The sequence below is a fragment of the Hoylesella enoeca JCM 12259 genome (assembly GCF_000613405.1).
GTDB classification, from domain to species: domain Bacteria; phylum Bacteroidota; class Bacteroidia; order Bacteroidales; family Bacteroidaceae; genus Prevotella; species Prevotella enoeca.
Map to the genome: position 1 here is coordinate 1 of NZ_BAIX01000026.1, position 22,506 is coordinate 22,506.

Sequence of the window (22,506 nt, forward strand, 5' to 3'; positions counted from 1 at the left end):
CTGAGTTCTTTTGCATCGCGCCACCATCATTTATATTTGCTCTTGTTGTCATACTAATAACTATCAACTGTCAATTATCAACTGTCACTTCGCTCTTGTTCAGACCCCCATCCCCCTAACTTAGGGGGCGAGAAAAACTGTCGAAGACGGGGGCAAAGGTATAACATATTTTTGGGATAGCAAAATAAAAGATGAAAATTCCTTCCTTTTATTAGTTAGCATGTATTCTCTTGGAGAGATTCTCAATTAAAAATGCTTTGATTGTCGATTATTGTGCGTAATTTTGCACGAAAGTTTTATTTTAGATTTCGATGGAACGTAGTAAAAGATATTCTTATGAGGAGGCTTATGAGGCCTCTTTGCAGTATTTTGGCGGCGACGAATTAGCCGCAAGAGTTTGGGTCAATAAGTATGCAATGAAAGACAGTTTCGGGACGATCTTCGAGCGCTCGCCGGAAGATATGCACCGGCGTATTGCCGAGGAGATTGCCCGCATCGAAAACAAGTATCAGAATCCGCTCTCGGCACAGCAAGTGTTTGACTTGTTGGATCATTTCCGATATATTGTGCCGGCCGGTAGTCCGATGACAGGTATCGGCAATGATCATCAAGTGGCGTCATTGAGCAATTGTTTTGTGATTGGATTGGATGGCGATGCCGATTCTTACGGCGCGATTCTGCGTATCGATGAAGAGCAGGTGCAGCTGATGAAGCGGCGCGGGGGCGTGGGGCATGATCTTTCGCATATTCGGCCGAAAGGCTCACCCGTGAATAACTCGGCGCTGACGTCTACTGGACTCGTGCCGTTTATGGAGCGTTACAGCAATTCTACGCGTGAAGTGGCGCAGGACGGACGGCGAGGCGCATTGATGTTGAGCGTGAGTATCAAGCATCCTGACAGCGAGGCGTTTATCGATGCGAAGATGACCGAAGGCAAGGTGACGGGTGCCAACGTGTCGGTGAAGATCGACGACGCCTTTATGCAGGCTGCTATCGACGACCGGCCGTATGTGCAACAGTTTCCGATAGATGCGGCCGAACCGCAGATGAAGCATGAGATCTCGCTCGGCAACTGTGGGAGAAGATTGTGCATAATGCTTGGAAGAGTGCCGAACCGGGCGTGCTGTTTTGGGATACGATTCTGCGCGAGAGCATTCCGGATTGTTATGCCGACCTGGGTTTTCGCACTGTGAGCACCAATCCGTGCGGAGAGATTCCGTTATGTCCATACGATAGCTGTCGGTTATTGAGTATTAATCTATATAGTTACGTTGTGAATCCGTTCACGAAAGAGGCTCGTTTCGATTTTGATAAGTTTAAGACACATGTGGCTTATGCCCAACGCATCATGGATGACATCGTTGATCTGGAACTTGAAAAGATCGACAAGATTATGGCGAAGATCCAAACGGATCCGCAAAGCGATGAAGTACGCGGTGCAGAATATCATCTTTGGGAGAAGATCAAGCGCAAGAGTAGCATGGGACGACGCACGGGCGTGGGCATAACAGCCGAAGGCGACATGCTGGCGGCATTGGGATTGCGCTACGGAACACAAGAGGCCACCGATTTCAGCGTGTCTGTTCACAAGACGTTGGCTCTGTCGGCCTATCGCAGTTCGGTGACAATGGCTGCCGAACGTGGTGCTTTCGAGATCTTCGATGCAGCTCGTGAAAAAAATAATCCATTTGTTTTGAGGATCAAGGAGGCTGATCCCGCACTATATAAAGATATGGTGAAGTATGGTCGACGCAACATCGCGTGTCTCACAATAGCGCCTACCGGCACGACAAGCCTGATGACTCAGACCACAAGCGGCATCGAACCGGTGTTTATGCCGGTGTATAAACGCCGCCGAAAAGTCAATCCCAATGATACGGATGTGCATGTGGATTTTGTCGATGAGGTAGGAGATTCGTTTGAAGAATATATCGTTTACCACAAGAAGTTTATGGAGTGGATGCGCATCAATGGCTTTGATACAGAGAAACGATACACCCAGGAAGAGATCGACGACTTGGTTTCAAAGTCTCCTTATTATAAAGCCACGGCCAATGATGTGGATTGGTTGATGAAGATTAAGATGCAAGGAGCCATTCAGAAGTGGGTAGACCATTCGATTAGCGTGACGGTTAATCTGCCAAACGATGTCGATGAAGCTTGGTGAATCGTCTCTACGTGGAGGCTTGGCGGTCTGGATGCAAAGGATGCACCATTTATCGCGATGGCAGTAGGGCCGGCGTGATGCTCTCTGTATCGAAAAAAGACAAGAAAAAAGAGGCGAAAAACGAAACGCCAGAGCCTGTTCCATGCAAACATCCCACTGTTACGGAGGTGCGTCCACGTGAATTGGAGTGCGATGTGGTGCGTTTCCAAAACAATAAAGAGAAGTGGGTGGCTTTCGTCGGACTCTTAGACGGTTATCCTTACGAGATATTTACCGGTCTGCAAGACGATGACGAGGGAATCGTTCTGCCCAAATCCGTTACCAAAGGACGCATTATCAAAAACCGAACCGACGACGGAAACAGCCGCTATGACTTCCAATTCGAAAACAAACGAGGCTATAAAACCACGGTCGAAGGGTTGAGTGAGAAGTTCAATCCCGAGTATTGGAACTATGCAAAGCTTATTTCCGGTGTGCTGCGTTATCGTATGCCGATCGATCACGTGATCAAACTTGTAGGTTCGCTGCAACTCAAAAGCGAGAGCATCAATACCTGGAAGAATGGCGTGGAGCGCGCTTTAAAGAAGTATATTATAGATGGAACCGAGGTACAAGGACAGAAATGTCCCGTTTGCGGACAAGAAACGCTGGTCTATCAAGAGGGTTGTTTGATCTGCAAAAACTGTGGCGCATCGCGTTGCGGATAACTGTTGGAAGAAGGTTTTGCCATGTTACAATTACAGAGCAGCCATATTTATCTGCGCAATTTGCGGTTTCACGCCTATCACGGCGTGCTTCCGCAAGAGCGTGTTGTGGGCAATGATTATGTTATCGACTTACGAATTGATTACTCCGTAGAGCGTGCTATGCAGACCGATCATGTCGAAGACACCATCAATTATGCTGAAGTCTTTTCGCTGGTAGCAAAAGAGATGGCTGCGTCTAACTGTCTTTTAGAGCGCGTTGGATGGTTAATTGCACGGCGTTTAACGGTTACTTACCCGGCAATTAACGGTATAGAGCTTGACATCCGGAAATTAAACCCGCCGATGGGAGCCGATTGCGACGGAGCAGGCGTGCATTTCCATTTCATTAATAAAAAATAAAAACGGGTGCAATCGTAGATGCTTCCACCATAATTTAGTTATTTTTGCAAAATCAATTGAATTGATATGCGTAGGAGATTGGTATTCACACTGATAACTATATTACTGTTTGCGATGTCCGCTTGGGCATCGAACCACTATTTTACGCTTGTTATTGATCCTGGACACGGTGGCAAAGACCATGGTGCTCCGGCTCATTTTCCAAGGAAAAAGATCTCACATTGAAGTTTGCTTTGGCTTTCGGGCGTATCATTGAACAGAATTGTCCCGATGTGAAAGTCGTTTTCACTCGCAAGATAGATACATTTCTCACATTGGCCGACCGTGCTGCGCTGGCCAACCGCTGCAAAGGCGATCTCTTTGTTTCCGTCCATATCAATGCCGTTGAGGGCTCGCGCAATGCCCGCGGCTATCAAACTTACACGTTGGGACGCAGTTTGCGCAACGGAAACAGCGAAGGAATTCGTCAGAATTTAGAAGTAGCCAAACGCGAAAATTCCGTTATCTATCTTGAAAAAGACTATCGGCGCACGTACAAAGGATTTGATCCCAACTCAGCGGAAAGCGATATTATGTTTGAATTTGTGCAAGACAAGAATCGCGAACACAGCGTAGAACTGGCCAAATTCTTGCAAAGTGAGATCTGCGCAGCTACTGGACGATCCAACAGTGGAGCACATCAAGACAACTTGGCCGTACTTAGACTCACCTCAATGCCGGGCTGTTTGATGGAGCTTGGATTCATTTCCACGCCCGATGAAGAGCAATATCTCAATTCTGATGAGGCTCTTCGAGCTTACTCCAGAGGATTTCTCAATGCCTTCAAACGGTATAAAGGTCGTCACGATAACAATATTGTGGTGCCTTATAAACCCAGTGGAAACGAGGAAGAACGTACGCTTCCCTCGATCGTTCCCGATGATTACAAACAGAATGAACCGCAACCCATGCCTCCGCCAATAGAAAACAATGAGCAGAGAGGTGATGGAACAGTGTCCGATATGCCGCAGGTTGAAACGTCAGGTAATGTCGGGATAAACAGTGATTGGCCACAATTTAAGATCCAAATCTTCGTCAGTAAGTTGGTGTTGAATCAGGGGTGCAGTCAGTTTAAGGGATTAGATGTCATCGAATCTTATCGCGAAGGCGACCTAATTAAATATACTTACGGCTCGTCGAAAGACTTTTACGAGATCTGTCGAATCCGTCGTCGTATCCTCGATAAGTTTCCCGATGCTTTTGTTATCGCATTCAAACATGGGAAAAGAATGAATATCAATCAAGCCATTCAGGAGTTTAAACTAAACAGAAATAAATGATTTATCTATGAAGTATAATGCAAAGGAAATCAAGATTGCACTTGTTGCCATTGTCGGAATTGTCGTTTTGTATTTCGGAATGAACTTTCTAAAAGGGCTGACAATGTTTTCCAATGATGAAACATATTACATCTCATTCAAAGATATAACCGGACTCTCTGGCTCAAATCCCATCTATGCCAACGGGTTTAAGATCGGTGTGGTGAAGGATTTTGCGTATGATTACTCGGGAAAAGAAGGTATCAAAGCCCGAATCGGTATCGACAAGCGGATGGTTATACCGCAAGGTAGCACAGCCGAGATCGTTAGTGACGTGTTGGGAAATGTGCAAGTGAATCTCAAACTCAACCGGAACACAACGCAGATGCTGCGCCCCGGCGACGTAATCCCAGGTGATGTGAGTGCCGGAATGGTCTCAAAGGTGGCTCAAATGGTGCCTGCCATCGAGGCAATGTTGCCTAAACTTGACTCGATTTTGGTTAATCTCAATGTGTTGTTGACCAATCCGGACATCCCCCAATCATTGCATAATGTGAAAAATATCACTGGCAACTTGACAACCACGACACAGCAGCTCAACACGTTGATGTCGGGGTTGAACCGACAAGTGCCCAAACTGCTTTACAAAGCCAATGGCGTGCTTGACAACACTCATGCCTTGACGGCGAATTTGGCGGCTGTCGATGTCAATGCAACGATGAATCAAGTGAATCAAACGCTTGCTAATGTACAAGCTTTGACCGAAAGACTCAACAGTAATGAAGGTTCATTAGGATTACTGATGACTGATCCCAGTCTCTATAATAATCTTAATTCGGTGATGCGCAATGCTGATTCATTGGTTATCAACTTGCGTCAGCATCCCAAACGATATGTCCACTTTTCTTTGTTCGGGCGTAAAGATAAATAGCATGAATCTTTATCTATAAACAGTTGTTATACAACGATTTATGAATTGGCTATCAGTTACGTTGCAATTGATAGTTAATTGCATGACAAGTAATCATTAAACGTATCGCAACTAACGGTTAAACGCAATTTGATAAACCGTTAGTTGCGATGCGCTTTTATATTTGCTGTTCGCGCGTTGACATCAAACGATTTTCCAACTCCATTTGAAACGAGAGACAAAATCACATTAAATATAAAATTACTCTAAATAACATGCGGTTTGTTTCACAACATTTGTAGGCTTTCAAAACCGCTTTGAGGGTGCGTCTTACAGCTATTCCGTACCTGTGTTTCACCACATTGGAATGGTATTGGATAAGATTTGATAAGTGATTTATATTCAACGCATTTGAATTGTGCAAGAGGCGAGAAAACAACTTGCTGTCACATTTTTGCGTAAAACGCCTATTCATAGTGTTTTATGTGATTTGGGAGAAAAACGATGAGATACAAGAGTTTGTCTATCTTGATTTTTTTTGCGAAATTTGCAGTTGCAAACTTATTAATAATATAGGAGTTGTGAAAATGAAAGTGAGTTCTGATCAACATTGGAACGAGGTGCTTGCGCTCATCAGTAAGAACGTGTCCGCACAGCAATATGCTACGTGGTTCAAACCGATTGTGTTTGAATCATTCAACGAGAAGACCCGCACGATTTTAGTACAGGTGCCGAGTCTTTTCGTATATGAGTATTTGGAAGAGAATTATGTAGACCTGCTTAAAACAGTACTAAGCCGTGTTTTCGGTGAGGGTATTCGTCTGACGTATCGTGTTGTGACCGATCAGGAACACAAGTTGACACAAGATATCGAGGCAGATCCCACAGATGCCTCGCTCGCTCCGCAACAAAAGACTCGCGCCAATCAGTCACCCACTGTTCTCGACGCAGCCGTTCCGCAACAATTAGACCCACAACTCAACCCACATCAAACCTTTTCAAACTTCATCGAGGGCGATAGCAACAAGCTGCCACGCTCTGTCGGTCTCTCCATTGCAGAACATCCTAACACCACTCAGTTCAATCCGATGTTCATTTACGGGCCTTCGGGTTGCGGAAAGACGCATCTGATCAATGCGATCGGCGTACAGGCAAAGCAGCTCTATCCGCAAAAACGTGTGCTGTATATCAGTGCCCGCCTCTTCCAAGTGCAATTTACCAACGCCGTTTTACAGAATAAGACCAACGACTTCATCAATTTTTATCAAACCATTGATATTCTGATCGTTGATGATATACAAGAATGGATCACGGCAACGAAGACTCAAGACACGTTCTTCCACATCTTCAACCACCTCTTCCGCAATGGAAAACGAATCATTTTAGCCAGCGATCGCCCACCCGTTGACCTTAAAGGAATGAACGACCGTTTACTAACCCGCTTCTCTTGCGGCCTGATTGCCGAATTGGAGAAACCCAATGTGCAGCTCTGTGTAGACATTCTCAACAGCAAAATAAGGCGTGACGGACTTCGTATTCCTGATGAAGTAGTGCAGTATATTGCGTCGACTGCCAACGGAAGTGTACGTGATTTAGAGGGTGTTATCAACAGTCTGCTGGCCTATTCCGTGGTTTATAACAGTCATATTGATATGCGTTTGGCCGAACGTGTTATCAAACGCGCCGTGAAAGTAGATGATAAACCGCTCACCGTTGACGATATTCTCGACACCGTTTGTCATCATTTTAATGTTTCTGCGACCGCTGTCAACAGCAAAAGTCGCCGTCGCGAGCTGGTCACGGCACGTCAAGTGTCTATGTATTTGGCCCAGAAATATACCAAGATGCCGGCCAGTCGAATCGGTAAATTGGTAGGAGGGCGTGATCATTCTACGGTTATTCATAGTTGTACACAGGTAGAAAACCGTTTGAAAACCGATCGATTGTTCTCAGATGAGATAGTAAGTATCGAGAATTCATTTAAGTTAAAGAAATAGAAAGATAGTTCAAAGGGATGCAAAAAGATGTATCCCTTTATCTTTTTTGCTGAAAAATGCATTGCATTTCAGATTTTATGGTTATATTTGTAACTCACAAAAATCTTGGAAAACAATGCAAGAAAACGAACTGAAAGCAATTATCTCCCATTTCGGTATCAGCGGAACGGTCGATACCATCAAGCCTTTGGGAAACGGATTAATTAATGACACGTACAAGGTAAACACCTTAGAGCAGGACCAATCGGACTATGTGTTGCAACGAATCAATAATGCTGTCTTTACGGATGTTGAACTCTTGCAACACAATATCGAAGCAGTAACGGCGCATATCCGTAAAAAACTGATGGCAAGAAACGAATCGGACATTGACCGAAAGGTATTGACCTTTATCCCAACAGCTGCCGGAAAGACTTATTTTAAAGACGATTCCGACCGGTTTTGGCGTGTATCAGTATTCATTCCCAATGCAAAGACTTACGAAGCAGTGACTCCCGAGTATGCATATTACTGTGGATTAACTTTCGGAGAGTTTGAAAATATGCTCGTGGATATGAACGAAGAGTTAGGCGAAACTATCCCCGACTTCCACAATATGGAACTACGTATGCAGCAATTGCGTGCTGCCATAGAAACGGATGCAAAGGGACGAGTGGACGAAGTACGCTCCATCATCAACGAGTTGGAGCAAGACGCTGACGAAATGTGCAAAGCTGAGCGACTGTTTCGTGCAGGTCAATTGCCCAAACGTATCTGTCACTGCGATACGAAGGTGAATAATATGATGTTCGATGAGGCTGGACACGTGCTTTGTGTTATCGATTTAGATACGGTTATGCCGAGTTTCATCTTCTCGGATTACGGTGATTTCCTACGCACCGGTGCCAACTTCGTGGCCGAAGATGACTCGAATTTCGACCGAGTGGGCTTTAATGAAGATGTCTTCCGCTCATTTACGAAAGGCTATTTAGAGTCGGCCGGTTCGTTCCTCACACCTATCGAGATCGAGAATCTGCCTTATGCAGTGGCTCTCTTTCCGTATATGCAGTGCGTAAGATTCCTTACCGACTACATCAATGGTGACACTTATTATCACATTAAATACCCAGAGCACAACTTGGTACGTACTAAAAACCAACTGATGCTTTATCGAAGCGTGTGTGCTCATAAGCAAATGATGACCGATTTTATCAACGAATGCTTGAAAACCAATGAAAAAACTGACCGTTAAAAGGCTCTCTGCACAGGAAATTTCGGCAGAAAACATACCGACATTATTGGCTGATGCAGGGGTGGAATACCATCAAGTGAATTGTGTGAACTGGTCTGATGAGTTCCCTTACGCCCCCAAGATAAACTTCGGTATCGCTCATACAGGCAGCGAGATATGGCTTCATTACTACGTGGAAGAGCGTTGTATCCGAGCGGTTGCACCTCAGGACAACGGCAAAGTGTGGGAAGACTCGTGCTGTGAGTTCTTTATTCAGCCCGCAACCGACGGTATTTACTACAACATTGAGTGCAATTGTGCAGGCACATTGTTGGTCGGATCCGGTTCAAGACGTGAAGAACGGCAATTGGCTCCGCAGTCGATTCTCGATCAAGTAAAGCGTTGGTCTTCTCTCGGTCGGGTTCCTTTCGAGACCAAGGACGGCGATTTCAAATGGCAAATGGCATTAATTATTCCCGTCACTACCTTCTTCCAGCATCGCATTCAACAATTAGATAGTTTACAGGTAAAAGCCAATTTCTACAAATGTGGCGACAAAACGTCTACCCCACACTTCCTTTCGTGGGCTCCGATAGCGGTTCCCTGTCCCGACTTTCATCGTCCCGACTTCTTCGGCGAGATTGTATTCGAGCCATAAATAATCATTGTTCACGACTCCGGATAAATAAGTCTGAGAGGTGAAAAAGAATGAGGGAATGAATCATTTGAATTCATTCCCTCTTCTGTTTTTAGTAAATTGTTATTTCGAACAGTTCGGATTCCACGGCTTCAATTGCTGAAAGAAGTCGTTACCTTTATCATCTACGAGGATGAAAGCAGGGAAATCTTCCACTCGAATCTTCCAAACGGCCTCCATTCCAAGCTCTGGATACTCTACACATTCAATGCTCTTGATAGAGTTCATAGATAAAACCGCAGCGGGGCCACCGATACTTCCGAGGTAGAAACCACCATGTTTCTTGCACGAGTCGGTTACAACCTGCGTGCGATTGCCTTTTGCAATCATCACCATCGAGCCTCCGTGGTCTTGGAATTCATCAACATACGGATCCATACGGTTAGCTGTCGTCGGGCCCATTGAGCCGCAAGGCATACCCTCCGGAGTCTTAGCGGGACCAGCATAAAGTACGGGATGATCCTTGAAATACTGCGGAAGGTCTTCTCCTGCATCAAGACGCGCCTTGAGTTTAGCGTGTGCAATGTCGCGCGCAACAATGATAGTACCGTTCAGACTCACGCGTGTAGCAACAGGGTATTTGGTCAACTCATTCAAGATCTCACGCATCGGGAGATTCAAGTCAATCTTCACGGCATCGCCTTCACCTGCTTGTCGCAGCTCTTCGGGAATCAATTGGCCGGGATTATCATCTAATTTCTCAATCCAAATACCGTCTTTGTTGATCTTGGCTTTGATGTTTCGGTCGGCCGAACAGCTCACACCCAAGCCCACAGGACACGAAGCACCGTGGCGCGGAAGGCGAATTACACGCACGTCGTGAGCAAAATACTTACCGCCGAACTGTGCACCAAGTCCTATTTTGTACGCTTCTTCAAGCAGTTGTTGCTCTAATTCGACATCGCGGAACGCCCTTCCGGTTTCGTCTCCGGTCGTAGGCAGATTGTCATAGTAATGTGTTGAGGCCAGCTTTACCGTGAGAAGATTCTTCTCTGCACTGGTTCCGCCAATGACAAAAGCGATATGATAGGGCGGACAAGCAGCCGTTCCAAGACTCTTCATCTTGTCGATAAGGAACGGAATAAGCGTTCCCGGATTCTGGATCAGTGCTTTCGTCTGTTGATAAAAATAGGTTTTGTTGGCCGATCCGCCACCTTTCACCACGCAAAGGAATCTATATTCGTCGCCCTCTGTTGCCTCGATGTCGATCTGTGCAGGCAAGTTGCAACGCGTATTCACCTCGTCATACATATTGAGCGGTGCGTTTTGAGAGTATCGCAGATTCTCTTCCGTGTAGGTTTTGTACACTCCTCGCGAGAGCGCTTTTTCGTCGCTGAAGTCTGTCCAGACGTGTTGCCCCTTCTCACCGTGTATGATTGCCGTGCCCGTATCTTGACAGAAAGGGAGCTTTCCCTTAGCAGCCACCTCGGCATTACGTAGAAAAGTCAGGGCCACATACTTGTCGTTGTCGCTCGCTTCGGGGTCAGTGAGAATCTTGGCAACCTGCTCATTGTGCGCGCGACGCAGCAAGAAGTTGACGTCGCGGAATGCAGTGTTGGCCAGTTTAGTCAATGCTTCGGGTGTAACTTTCAGAATTTGTTTGCCTTCAAAATCACCAATCGAAACGCCATCTCGGGTCAACAGATAATACTCCGTATCATCTTTGCCCAGCTGGAACATCGGTGCGTACTTGAATTCTGGTGTTTGTGCCATAATGTTTTGTAAGTTATGTTAGTTTATAAGTTTATGAGTTCGTGAGCTTCCGGGCTTCTCCCTGTCCCTTCGAAGAGACTAAAAGGATTTTCACTAATAATCAATACGTTACAACTCTTCGTTTTATGCCTTGCAATTAACCGTTAATCACACTGCATTTAACTGTTAAATGCGTTGCGATTAACGGCTAATTAAGACCTCATTTTTATTTATTTGAAAATTAATGACTTAAATAGCTCACTTAATATCCGAATATTTCGTCTGTCGAAAGGCGATGAATTGGTCCGAGCTTTTCGAGTGCTTTGATGTCGAGATTCTTCTCGTCGCCCAAAATAATGTATTTATAAGGCTTACGAGCATCGTCTCTTGCTCGAAAGTCACAATATCTTTGAGAGTCAACGAGGGTGCAATCTTATAGACTTTTTCATTCAGATCATAATTGATTCCTAAATTCTGAGCACTCAGATATTTATTGATAATGCCGAATTTAGTCGTTCGTTCCGTAGCAATCCGCTTCAAGAGAGCCTGTTTGGCCAGGTCGAATGCCTTTTGAGATTGCGGCATCGTGTCAATGATTTGCTTGAAAGCCTTGGTACAGTCCATCATTTTATCGTTCTGTGTGATGATGAACGTACGCGCGTATTCGGGCAGATCCTTACGCCACGGAGTGATGTAAGAAGCACCGGCACTATATGCCAGACCGCGGGTTTCACGCAATTCCTGGAACACAATAGCGTTCATCCCTTTGCCGAAATACTCATTGAAGAGATCAATCAGCGGCTGCTGTTCGGGTTTCCATGCGCGATTCCCGTTGTTGTATTGTACCATATAAATGTTCTTTGCAGCATAAGGAGCTAACAAAATCTCATCTTGCGATGTGACTTGGTTGATAAAATCCTTACCCGTAGGAACTGGTTTGAGATTCTTTCCCGTCTGATGCTGCTTGTCTATGACGGCCGTCAGCTCTTTCGTTGAATACGGACCGTAATAGAGAACAGTGTGTTGATAGTTGCGAAGACCCTTTATCAAGTCGAGCAAAGTCTGCGGATCGGTTGCTTTGAGCTCTTGATTGCTCAGCACATTGCGTATAGGATTATACGAACCATATATTCCATAGTTGGACAAAGCTACGAAGTTGGCATTCTGATTGGCCTTATTGTCCTTGCGGGATTTCTCCATATTGCTCACATAGCGCTGATAAGCATCCCGATCAACCTTAGCATTCGCAATCAGATTTTCTACGAGACGCAATGCTTGCGGCAAGTTCTCGTTGAGTCCGCTGATAACAATGGATGTCGTTTGATTGCCTACCTGAATATGATAAGAGCACGCCAGCTTGTAGAACTGCTGCTTGACCTGTTCTGCCGAGAGCTTATCAGTGCCAAGAAAGTCGAAATAATCGGCTGCAACGGGGAGTCGCTTATCTTCTTTCTGACCGAATTTGAAATAGAAAGAGAGTGTGAACAAGCCGTTATCTTTATTCTGAACATAAAGCACGGGTAGGCCCTTCGAGGTACGAGTGCGGGTAAGATCTTTGTTGAAATCAACAAAACGAGGCTCTATCGGCTTTGCTTTCGAGTCGAGAACGGTCTTGACAAAAGCACTCTGCATATCGCGGTTGGCCGGTATCGGCGTAATGGCGGGCTTGTCGATTTTCTTCTGTGTGCTGTCGACACCTTGTTTTTTATAAACACAGACATAGTTATCATTAAGATATTTGTTGGCAAAAGCACGATCTGTGACTTGGAAATGCGGACGATCCGATTCATTCTGTCTACCACATCTGCCCACTTCTTGCCGTTAACAAACGCATCGACAAACTGGCTTGCACGGCTTTTGTTGCTCTCCAAAGACTTGAAATAAGAAAGTTTCATATTGTTGATGACCGACGGGATGAGGTCATCTGAGAAATCTCCGTGCTTGAGTTTGTTCACTTCTTCTAACAAAAGACGTTGTACTTCGGGTAACGTCTGTCCTTCTTTTGGCATACCTTGCAAGATGAGTGCACCGTAATCGGCCAAGTGTTCACTGAAAGCACCACCGCCGAGATACTTCATTTTCTGATCCAAATCAAGGTCCATCAAGCCGGCTTTGCCGTTAGACAGAATCTCAGCAATAACGTCTAAGGTGTCGGATTGCAGTGAGGAAGCCCCATCAAAGCGCCATCCGAGCGTCAGGTTTTCAGCTTCCTGGCCCACAACCGTAGTATCTCGCGGCGTAGTAATGGGTGCTTGGACCGGGAATTGTGGGAAAGTGAGATTCTGGTTGGACTTCCACATACCGAAATATTTATCGATCGTGGCGATAACTTCATCTGGATTGAAATCGCCTGCCATACAAATAGCTACGTTGTTGGGCACATAGTAGCGGTTGAAATAGTTCTTGATATTGACAATCGAGGGATTTTTGAGATGCTCTTGTGTGCCGATCGTAGTCTGCGTTCCATACGGATGGGTGGGTGTCAACAGTTTCGAGAGCGCCGCCCAAACCTTTCGACCGTCATTGGCTAAGCCTATATTGTATTCTTCGTAGACAGCTTCTAACTCGGTATGGAAGCCTCTGATAACCATATTTTGAAATCTATCGGCCTGAATCTTTGCCCAGTTATCCACCTCGTTTGCGGGAATATCCTCCACATAACATGTCACATCATTGCTCGTATAGGCGTTGGTGCCCTCGGCTCCGATAGCTGACATCAACTTGTCATACTCGTTCGGAATGAAGTATTGGGCTGCAATCTGCGACACACTGTCTATCTGGTGATAGGCTGTTTTACGCTGTTGCGGATCGGTAAGACGGCGATAGGTCTCGTATCGAGCCTGAATATCATCTAACAGCGGTGCCTCTTTAGCTGCGTTGTTGGTACCGAACAGTTTCGTTCCTTTAAACATCAGGTGTTCAAGATAGTGTGCCAAGCCGGTGGTTTCAGCCGGATCATTGCGTGAACCGGTACGAACCGCGATGTAAGTTTGTATGCGCGGTTTCTCGTTATTGACCGAAAGATAAACTTTCAGACCGTTGTCAAGGGTGTAGATGCGGGTCTGCATCGGATCGCCTTTGACCGAAACATACTTGTAATCCTTTGCTTGTGCGCCCAAAGTGAGCGTCAAAAGGATACCCATTGTCAGTGATCGTAGTCTCATATCATATTTGTTTAAAGTTTAAATATCCAATCTTTGGTTTTCAAAATCTACTTCTTTGTCTAACTGCTTAATAAAACTATTCAAGACTTTTTCGTCTACATCGCCCAAGGAGAACTCCTTTTCGGCGTCTTTCCGAATCTCGGCTATCCACACGCGGCGTGCAGTTACATAGTCGGTGCGTATCCGTTCGACGTCGGCCGGGGTCAATTCGTCCAAATGGTAATAATCAAGAATCATCCGATAAGCCCATGCCCATCGGTATTCGGAATAGTTTTCGTGAATGCGGTTGAACCGATCAGTAACGGCATCGATCGTTGTTAAGGTTCCGTTCTTGATATCTTCAATCAGCCGATACTCCTCAGACAAGGGCAACAAAAGACCTGAAAGGTCGGTCCAAGGACCTGTTCCGCAGTCGGTTTGCGGCTGTTCGAGGCGGTGTCGCTTCAAAACGGCGCCCATAAAGATGCGAAGCGCGATGTCATAGTATTTGATTCCCTTACGCAGTGAGCTGGTCTTAATGACATACTCGTGGTAATTATAGGCAGAAACATTATCGCCCGAGGCCGCACGCAGATTCTCCAAGATTTCCTTTCCACGCAGAATCTCACCCACAGAGAATGGACTTAACCAATCGAAATTCACTATACTCTTCTGTCCGCAACGTGGTCTGACATCGCGTTTGGGCCATTTCCGGATGTCGCGATACAGTCCGACGGTAGTCAAATTGCGGCCGGGCACAAGATACATCGTATCACTATAAGCGATAAGATACGAAAAAGGAAGCGCCCGAGTGTCCGGATGATACATCAGTTTACCGAAACATACGGAGAAAGTACCTATGTGTGCCGGCATCAACAGATAGGCTCCGCTGGCCGTTTTAGAGCCTCTCTCCATAACTCCGTAATGCATCGGGCCCATCTTATACGCGTGATTGCTGAAGTTTGTAGCTGATCCGGCGTTGTAAAAAGAAAACATTCCGCCGATGAGCAACGAACTTTTATGGTGGCTCGAAGTGAAAGGACCGCAGAAAGCTGCGCACGCTTCACCGTTAGCCATATAGCTATTGGCAAAGAAAACACTACTTTCGGCTGTAAATCCGTTGGTAATTTGACAAGCTTCTCCCACAAAACAGTTTTCTATTTTCGCACTGTTCAGAATAGAAGAACCATCGAAGATGATGGAGTTTTCGCAGATAACGCCGCTCCCGATATACACATTGGCCTGCGGAATACTTTTGATAGAGCAGTCGCTGAGCCTGCAAGCGCCGTTGATTTCACAGTCGTTACTGATGTGTGTATTGGTTATTTCGCCTGTATTGATAATCTTTACGTTGTCGCCGATAGTGCCTTGCTCGGGTACTTTAGCACTGATTTCAGCCTTCACCAATACTCTGATGGCATTGATTAAGTCTTTATCACCGATATGTTTCACCATCAATGCAGCGATCTGACTGGTCAATCCGTCGAACAAAATAACGTTACCCTCGCCCACTTCATTGAGCACCGAGATCATATTTCCTTGTCCGAAGGTGGCTCCATCGGTTGTTTCGATGGTGTTAACATTCGACAAATAACACTCTTCTCCTATGTGATAGTTATTGATATAATTGCCGATGTTCTCGATCAAGCAATTGTCTCCCACCGTGACATTACGCAAAGTGGCATTCCGAATGCCCGACTGCTTACGGAAACCGGGACTCACCTCTACGTTCTTTTCAAACACACCGAGCGTCACTTCACCGTAAAACGCCACGTGACGGATGTGTGTCGGAGCAAAGTCATCGGCCACTTGAATGGCTGTCCAATCCTCGGCGGTGCAACCATTGTCTTCTAAAATGCCGATCTCTTCATCTGTAAGAAGTCTGTATTCATCCATATTCACACCATATATTTATATAAACAGCGTGTCTTACCCCCTTTGAGAGGAACGGGGAAAGGCTTTTCTGCGTTATTCTATATTGTATAAGAAGTCGTTATAAGGGTATTTCTGTACGTGCAACTCACGCACCTTATGATATAAAATATCACGAAACTCGATGAGATTAACCCGCTCGCGCGCCGAAATAAACAAACAATTCTCGTTTAACCGAGCCATCCACGTACGCCGAAGTTCGTCGAGCGGAATGTTTTCTCGGCTTATCGGCGTTAAGTCATCGGCCTCTTTATCCACCCAATGATACTGATCGATCTTGTTAAAAACAATCATCGAGGGTTTGTCTGCACATCCGAGGTCTTTCAAAGTATTCTCAACCACGTTGATCTGCTCTTCGAAATCGGGGTGCGAAATGTCCACAACGTGCAACAAAAGATCAGCTTCGCGCACCTCATCGAGCGTTGATTTAAATGAGTCTACAAGGTCAGTGGGCAACTTTCGGATAAAACCCACGGTGTCAGCCAATAAGAAAGGCAGATTCTCTATCACCACTTTACGCACCGTTGTGTCAAGAGTGGCAAAGAGTTTGTTCTCTGCAAATACCTCGCTTTTAGCCATCAGGTTCATTATTGTAGACTTACCCACATTGGTATAACCACGAGTGCCACCCTGATCATTCGCCCACGATTTTTGCGTTGGGTAGCTTTCTGCTTGTCGATTTCGGTCAATCGCTGCTTCAACAACGACATTCGGTTAAGGATAATACGGCGATCCATCTCTAATTGAGTCTCTCCCGGACCTCGCAAACCTACCGAACCTTTTCCTCCTCCGGAGCCGGATCCACCGCCTTGACGCTCTAAATGCGTCCAAAGTCGTTGCAAACGGGGCAGCATATAACGGTATTGTGCTAGTTCGACTTGCGTCTTGGCATTGGCCGTTTGAGCACGCATCGCGAAGATATCTAATATCAGCGATGTGCGATCAAGAATCTTTACACCCAACGATGCCTCAATATTGCGAATCTGTTTAGCCGACAATTCATCATCGAAAATTACCATTCCCACGGGACGTTCGGCATCTTCTTCATCACGAATATATTGCTTAATCTCTTCGAGTTTGCCCGTTCCGACATACGTCACGCTGTTGGGACCACCCACTTTCTGGGTGAATCGCTTCACGGTAACAGCTCCGGCGGTGTCAGCCAAGAACTCTAACTCGTCGAGATATTCCTTGGTTTTGGCCTCATCTTGCGTCTGCGTGATTAGTCCCACGAGCACAGCCGTCTCGGCTTTTACCTCAGATATGACAAATTCTTTCATCCGATCTTTCTCTTTTCGCAGATGCAAAGATAGTATAATCTTTTGGTTTTCCATGTGAAAGTCAGGCCGTTTTATTTTCTCTGCTTTAACTTTTTAGGTAAATCGATTGCGGGCGAAAGTTCTAAAATCAAAAAATGAGCCATCCGAGGCCTCGGATAGAGTAAAAATTGAAAAAATGGGCTTTCCGAGGCCTCGGATAGACTAAAAACTGAAAAAACGACGTTTCGCTTGCAAGCGACAGACGGAAATGGCAAAAAAATAGCCGTCGCTTGTAAGCGAAATGTTCAAAACACAAAAAACTGCGTTTCGCTTGCAAGCGAAAGCTCCAAAATAGAAAAAACAACGTTTCGCTTGTAAGCGACGAGAAAAAATAGTCAAAAGCTGCCTGTCGCTTGTGTTTTTTCCTCAAACTCACGGCAGTGCTTGGGTCGCATGGCCGCGTGGCCGACGAAGACCGGGCGTTTCCTCGCTCTGCGTTCAATATTTGTTTGCTATCGACATCCGCTTTGCGTTAAACTTATCGTTTTTTGCAGGTATTACGGCAAATTTCTGTATTTTTGCCCGCACAAAAACAAACTTAAATAGAAAGGCAAAATAATATGCTTACACTTAAACTCATCAGTGAAGAGACTGAACGCGTGATTAAAGGTTTGGAGAAGAAGCATTTCGCCGGAGCCCGCGAGGCTGTCGAGCATGTGCTGGCCATTGACAGACGGAGACGCGAGACCCAGCAGAATTTTGATAAAACTAAGCAGCAGGCGAATTTGCTCTCCAAACAGATCGGAGGGCTGCTGAAAGCGGGTGAGAAGACTGCGGTGGATGAGATTAAGAAACAAGTGGCTGCGCTGAAACAGACTGGCAAGGATTTGCAGGACGAGATGGAGGCTGCCGAGCGTGAGTTGACGACGTTGCTCTGCACGATTCCCAATATTCCCAATGACAAGGTGCCTGAGGGGCGCGATGCTTCGAGCAATGTGGTGGTGAAAGAGGGCGGCGTGATTCCTGAGCTTCCTGCCGATGCCTTGTGTCACTGGGATTTGTGTAAGAAATATAATTTGATCGATTTTGATCTCGGCGTTAAGATCACCGGTGCGGGTTTTCCGGTGTATATCGGTAAGATGGCGCGCCTGCAACGTGCGTTGGAAGCATTTTTCTTGGATGAGGCACGCAAGTCGGGCTATTTGGAGATACAACCGCCGTTTGTGGTAAACCAGGCTTCGGGGTATGGAACGGGGCAGTTGCCCGATAAAGAGGGGCAGATGTATCATGCCGAGGTGGATGATCTCTATTTGATTCCGACGGCCGAAGTGCCAGTCACGAATATTTTCCGCGATGAGATTCTCGATGAGAAAGATCTGCCGATCAAGCGCTGCGCTTATTCGGCTTGCTTTCGTCGCGAGGCCGGCAGTTATGGCAAGGATGTGCGGGGATTGAATCGTTTGCATCAATTTGATAAGGTGGAACTCGTGCGTATCGATAAGCCCGAGCATTCTTATGGCTCGTTGCAGGAGATGCTGAACCATGTGGAGGGGCTGTGCCAAAAGCTCGAATTGCCTTACCATATCTTGTTGTTGTGTGGTGGTGACATCAGTTTCACGGCTTCCATCTGTTATGATTTCGAGGTTTGGAGTGCGGCGCAGAAGAGATGGCTCGAAGTTTCGTCTGTTTCCAACTTTGAGAGTTATCAGGCCAATCGTTTGAAGTGCCGTTATCGCCGTGCCGAAGATGGTAAGATCGAGCTTTGTCACACGCTGAACGGTTCGGCTTTGGCGCTGCCTCGTATCGTGGCTACGATCATCGAAAACAATCAAACTCCCGATGGTATTCGTGTGCCGAAAGTCCTCGTTCCGTATTGCGGCTTTGAGATGTTAGATGGGGAAAACTTCTAACAAACTGATCCATTGTCAATCTTAAATGAAGAACATTATGAATAAAATCGTACGCAAGGAGCAATTCTCCGAGAAGGTATTCCTTTTCGAGATAGAGGCTCCGCTCATTGCCAAGAGCCGAAAGGCCGGCAACTTCGTTATCGTGAGAGTTGGGAAAAAGGGTGAGAGAATGCCGCTAACGATTGCTGATGCCGACATCAAACGCGGGACTATCACGCTGGTCGTACAGAAGGTGGGACTCTCTTCCCGGAAACTATGCGATTTGAATGTGGGCGACTATGTGACCGACGTGGTGGGCCCACTGGGTAATCCCACATATATCGAGAATTTCGGTACGGTGGTTTGTGCCGGTGGTGGCGTGGGCGTGGCACCTATGTTGCCGATCATCCGAGCTTGAAAGCTGCCGGCAACCGAGTGCTCTCTGTGTTGGCCGGGCGCAGCAAGGATCTGATCATCCTCGAAGACGAAGTGCGCAAGAGTTCTGATGAGACACTCATCATGACAGACGACGGCAGCTACGGCGAGAAAGGCGTTGTGACAGTGGGCATCGAACGGCTGATCAACCAGGAACACGTAGACAAAGTGTTTGCCATCGGCCCACCGATCATGATGAAGTTCTGTTGTCTGCTCACACAGAAATATAACATCCCCACCGATGTGTCGCTCAATACGATCATGGTGGACGGAACGGGCATGTGCGGCGCCTGCCGACTGACCATCGGCGGCAAGACCAAGTTTGTCTGCATTGATGGACCGGAATTCGATGGCGCATTAGTCGACTGGGACGAAATGTTCAAGCGGATGGGCACCTTTAAGAAGGTGGAAAGCGAAGATCTCGCACACTTCCAAGAGCATCTCGATAGTGTGGAAGTGGCTGCTGTCGGGCACACCACCGATATTGTCATGGATGTCGTGCCTACGGATGAGCCAATCGAGGTGCTCACTGATCGTGATGCCCAGTGGCGAAAAGATTTGCGGGCAGCGATGAAACCCAAGGAGCGCACGAAGATCGAGCGTGTCAGCATGCCAGAACTCGATCCCGTCTACCGGGCTACGACCCGCACCGAAGAGGTCAACAAAGGACTTACCAAAGAGATGGCACTCACCGAGGCTAAGCGTTGTCTCGACTGTGCCAAACCCACTTGTGTGGAGGGTTGTCCGGTTAACATCAACATCCCCTCGTTTGTCAAGAACATTGAGCGCGGGCAGTTCTTGGCTGCTGCCAAAGTGTTGAAAAACACCTCGGCACTTCCTGCCGTCTGCGGTCGTGTTTGTCCGCAGGAGAAACAATGCGAGAGCCGCTGCATCCATCTGAAAATGAAGGAGCCGGCCGTTGCCATCGGTTATCTCGAACGCTTTGCAGCCGATTACGAGCGCGAGAGCGGCAATATTTCGTTGCCCGAAATGGCCCCTGCCAATGGTGTGAAAGTAGCCGTCGTGGGATCGGGACCTGCCGGACTGAGCTTTGCCGGCGATATGGCCAAACGCGGATACGACGTGTTTGTCTTCGAGGCGCTGCACGAGATCGGCGGTGTGCTCAAATATGGAATCCCCGAATTCCGGTTACCTAACGCCATCGTCGATGTCGAGATAGACAATTTGAAGAAGATGGGCGTACACTTTCAGACCGATACCATCGTCGGCAAGACCATTACTGTGGAAGAACTCGAACAGAAAGGATTCAAGGGTATCTTCGTAGGCTCGGGCGCTGGTCTTCCCAACTTTATGAACATCCCCGGCGAGAATGCCATCAATATCATGTCATCCAACGAATACCTCACACGCGTCAATCTGATGGATGCAGCTAATCCCACAACCGACACGCCCATCAACCTCGGCAAGAGAGTGATGGTGGTGGGCGGCGGCAACACGGCGATGGACTCTTGTCGGACAGCCAAGCGCTTGGGTGCCGATGTGACACTGGTTTATCGCCGTTCCGAAGCCGAAATGCCGGCCCGTCTTGAAGAGGTGAAACACGCCAAGGAAGAGGGTATCGAATTTCTTACGCTCCATAACCCAATCGAATATTTGGCCGATGAAGACGGTGCTGTGAAAGCCGCCGTGTTGCAAGTGATGCAACTGGGTGAGCCCGATGCCAGCGGCCGTCGTTCGCCCGAACCGATTCCCGGCAAGACGCGTACCTTAGAGGTCGATCAAGTAATCGTGGCCGTGGGCGTATCGCCTAATCCTCTGGTGCCGAAGTCGATCGAAGGCTTGGAACTCGGTCGAAAGAACACCATCGTGGTCAACGAGGGTATGCAGTCGAGTCGTCCCGAAATCTATGCCGCGGCGACATCGTGCGCGGTGGTGCCACCGTGATTCTTGCCATGGGCGACGGTCGTCGGGCTGCCGCAAGCATGGATCGCCAATTGGCAGCCAAGGATTAAGTGCTGCCAATCAAGCTCTCTCCGATTGAATTTTCTTTGACTTGTGTCGGTGTCCCCATACGGGATGCCGACAAGTCGTATACTTCTGGGGCAGCGGTATACGAGTAGACAATGACTACTCGTATACCGCTCAATAGATATATAGGGTTTGGTCTTTCAGCTCGATACCGACGTTCGACGATTCCGTCAATGTTTGTAAGGTATTTTTCACATCGGCATTTAGCCACACCTCGGTGCCATCGGTCAGCACCAATTTGAATATCTTAGTCTCCGGCACGATCAACGTTTGCTTCCGCACTCATCGTTCGGTGTTTCTGCACACCATTCGGTTGCTTTCCAACACCCTGTCCGGTCCTTGGTCTGACGTGATGATAACGCTTTTCGGTTGTGTGTCGGTCGTATATATCACATTTTGGTCTCTGCTCGTCGTCCATAGCACGAAGACGACTGCAAGGAGGGCAGCTGCAGCGGCCAACATCACATACACCTTATTATATATTCGTCGGCGACCGGTGAAGTGTTTCCATTCGCGGTCTATATCGGGCACCGATCCCATCCTGGCATTGGCCGCCTCGTCACAGAGCATGATGTCGTGCAGCGCCTCGCGCGCCGAAGCATCATTGACCAATGCAGCCAGATCCTCCTCGCTCACGAGAGTAGTGCCTTCCGCCATATCAAGGATGTGTTCCCACATCCCGTCTGTGATCTTATCGTTCTGATCGGGCGTGATGTTCAGGGCGAGAAAGTATGCTTTGGCATAATATTCTTTAAAGAATGCTTTAAATTTCGTCATCGGTT

The 22,506-nt window shown here is 47.0% G+C and carries 11 protein-coding genes and 4 pseudogenes; 9 read left to right on the forward strand and 6 right to left on the reverse strand.

The window, feature by feature from the left end; all coding sequences use genetic code 11:
- Positions 1-311 precede the first annotated feature (311 nt).
- The 7 genes and pseudogenes from JCM12259_RS14585 (at position 312) to JCM12259_RS08425 (ending at position 9,346) form a co-directional block, all read left to right on the forward strand.
- Positions 312-2,874, forward strand: a pseudogene (locus JCM12259_RS14585) (adenosylcobalamin-dependent ribonucleoside-diphosphate reductase).
- Positions 2,875-2,895: 21 nt separating this feature from the next.
- A complete protein-coding gene (gene folB, locus JCM12259_RS08400) occupies positions 2,896-3,273 on the forward strand; it encodes a dihydroneopterin aldolase (protein ID WP_036888817.1) in 378 nt (125 codons plus the stop codon).
- A gap of 221 nt (positions 3,274-3,494) precedes the next feature.
- Positions 3,495-4,592, forward strand: a complete 1,098-nt coding sequence (locus JCM12259_RS14590; RefSeq protein WP_309546418.1) for an N-acetylmuramoyl-L-alanine amidase family protein — start codon at positions 3,495-3,497, stop codon at positions 4,590-4,592.
- A gap of 7 nt (positions 4,593-4,599) precedes the next feature.
- Entirely contained in the window at positions 4,600-5,502 is a 903-nt protein-coding gene (locus tag JCM12259_RS08410; protein WP_025066130.1) for an MlaD family protein, read from the forward strand.
- A 566-nt stretch (positions 5,503-6,068) separates the two neighbouring features.
- The gene (gene dnaA / locus JCM12259_RS08415; protein WP_024991826.1) at positions 6,069-7,478 is read left to right on the forward strand and encodes a chromosomal replication initiator protein DnaA; all 1,410 of its coding nucleotides are present in this window, start codon (positions 6,069-6,071) and stop codon (positions 7,476-7,478) included.
- 115 nt (positions 7,479-7,593) lie between these two features.
- Positions 7,594-8,709 carry a phosphotransferase enzyme family protein gene (locus tag JCM12259_RS08420; RefSeq protein WP_025066131.1) on the forward strand — a complete coding sequence of 372 codons (1,116 nt, stop codon included), beginning with the start codon at positions 7,594-7,596 and terminating at the stop codon, positions 8,707-8,709.
- The gene (locus JCM12259_RS08425) at positions 8,690-9,346 is read left to right on the forward strand and encodes a carbohydrate-binding family 9-like protein (protein WP_025066132.1); all 657 of its coding nucleotides are present in this window, start codon (positions 8,690-8,692) and stop codon (positions 9,344-9,346) included. Before JCM12259_RS08420 ends, JCM12259_RS08425 begins: the two co-directional genes overlap by 20 nt.
- A 102-nt stretch (positions 9,347-9,448) precedes the next feature.
- On the opposite strand, the gene JCM12259_RS08430 is transcribed toward JCM12259_RS08425, so the two are convergent.
- The 4 genes and pseudogenes from JCM12259_RS08430 to hflX form a co-directional block, all read right to left on the reverse strand.
- Positions 9,449-11,098 (reverse strand): fumarate hydratase, encoded by a 1,650-nt coding sequence (locus JCM12259_RS08430; RefSeq protein WP_025066133.1) that lies wholly within the window; start codon positions 11,096-11,098, stop codon positions 9,449-9,451.
- Positions 11,099-11,339: 241 nt separating this feature from the next.
- Positions 11,340-14,241 (reverse strand): annotated as a pseudogene (locus tag JCM12259_RS14595) (M16 family metallopeptidase).
- An 18-nt stretch (positions 14,242-14,259) separates the two neighbouring features.
- Positions 14,260-16,116 carry a DUF4954 family protein gene (locus tag JCM12259_RS08440; protein ID WP_025066134.1) on the reverse strand — a complete coding sequence of 619 codons (1,857 nt, stop codon included), beginning with the start codon at positions 16,114-16,116 and terminating at the stop codon, positions 14,260-14,262.
- 72 nt (positions 16,117-16,188) lie between these two features.
- Positions 16,189-17,432: pseudogene (hflX, locus tag JCM12259_RS14600) on the reverse strand (GTPase HflX).
- 599 nt (positions 17,433-18,031) lie between these two features.
- Between hflX and serS the strand changes: the two are divergent.
- The gene (gene serS, locus JCM12259_RS08450; protein WP_025066135.1) at positions 18,032-19,321 is read left to right on the forward strand and encodes a serine--tRNA ligase; all 1,290 of its coding nucleotides are present in this window, start codon (positions 18,032-18,034) and stop codon (positions 19,319-19,321) included.
- 37 nt (positions 19,322-19,358) lie between these two features.
- Positions 19,359-21,708, forward strand: a pseudogene (locus JCM12259_RS14605) (bifunctional dihydroorotate dehydrogenase B NAD binding subunit/NADPH-dependent glutamate synthase).
- Positions 21,709-21,838: 130 nt separating this feature from the next.
- Here JCM12259_RS14605 and JCM12259_RS16745 read toward each other — a convergent pair.
- Together JCM12259_RS16745 and JCM12259_RS08465 are read right to left on the reverse strand one after the other, a co-directional pair.
- Positions 21,839-22,006, reverse strand: a complete 168-nt coding sequence (locus tag JCM12259_RS16745; protein ID WP_156409625.1) for a hypothetical protein — start codon at positions 22,004-22,006, stop codon at positions 21,839-21,841.
- Positions 22,007-22,501, reverse strand: coding sequence for a hypothetical protein (locus tag JCM12259_RS08465; protein ID WP_148299602.1), 495 nt, complete (start codon positions 22,499-22,501; stop codon positions 22,007-22,009).
- Positions 22,502-22,506 lie beyond the last annotated feature (5 nt).

What these genes read in the sequence shown, in the direction of transcription:
- folB (WP_036888817.1), top strand. Translation starts at nt 2,896, where the DNA reads ATGTTACAATTACAGAGCAGCCATATTTATCTGCGCAATTTGCGGTTT.
- JCM12259_RS08410 (WP_025066130.1), top strand. Translation starts at nt 4,600, where the DNA reads ATGAAGTATAATGCAAAGGAAATCAAGATTGCACTTGTTGCCATTGTC.
- dnaA (WP_024991826.1), top strand. Translation starts at nt 6,069, where the DNA reads ATGAAAGTGAGTTCTGATCAACATTGGAACGAGGTGCTTGCGCTCATC.
- JCM12259_RS08420 (WP_025066131.1), top strand. Translation starts at nt 7,594, where the DNA reads ATGCAAGAAAACGAACTGAAAGCAATTATCTCCCATTTCGGTATCAGC.
- JCM12259_RS08425 (WP_025066132.1), top strand. Translation starts at nt 8,690, where the DNA reads ATGAAAAAACTGACCGTTAAAAGGCTCTCTGCACAGGAAATTTCGGCA.
- JCM12259_RS08430 (WP_025066133.1), bottom strand. Translation starts at nt 11,098, where the DNA reads ATGGCACAAACACCAGAATTCAAGTACGCACCGATGTTCCAGCTGGGC.
- JCM12259_RS08440 (WP_025066134.1), bottom strand. Translation starts at nt 16,116, where the DNA reads ATGGATGAATACAGACTTCTTACAGATGAAGAGATCGGCATTTTAGAA.
- serS (WP_025066135.1), top strand. Translation starts at nt 18,032, where the DNA reads ATGCTTACACTTAAACTCATCAGTGAAGAGACTGAACGCGTGATTAAA.
- JCM12259_RS08465 (WP_148299602.1), bottom strand. Translation starts at nt 22,501, where the DNA reads ATGACGAAATTTAAAGCATTCTTTAAAGAATATTATGCCAAAGCATAC.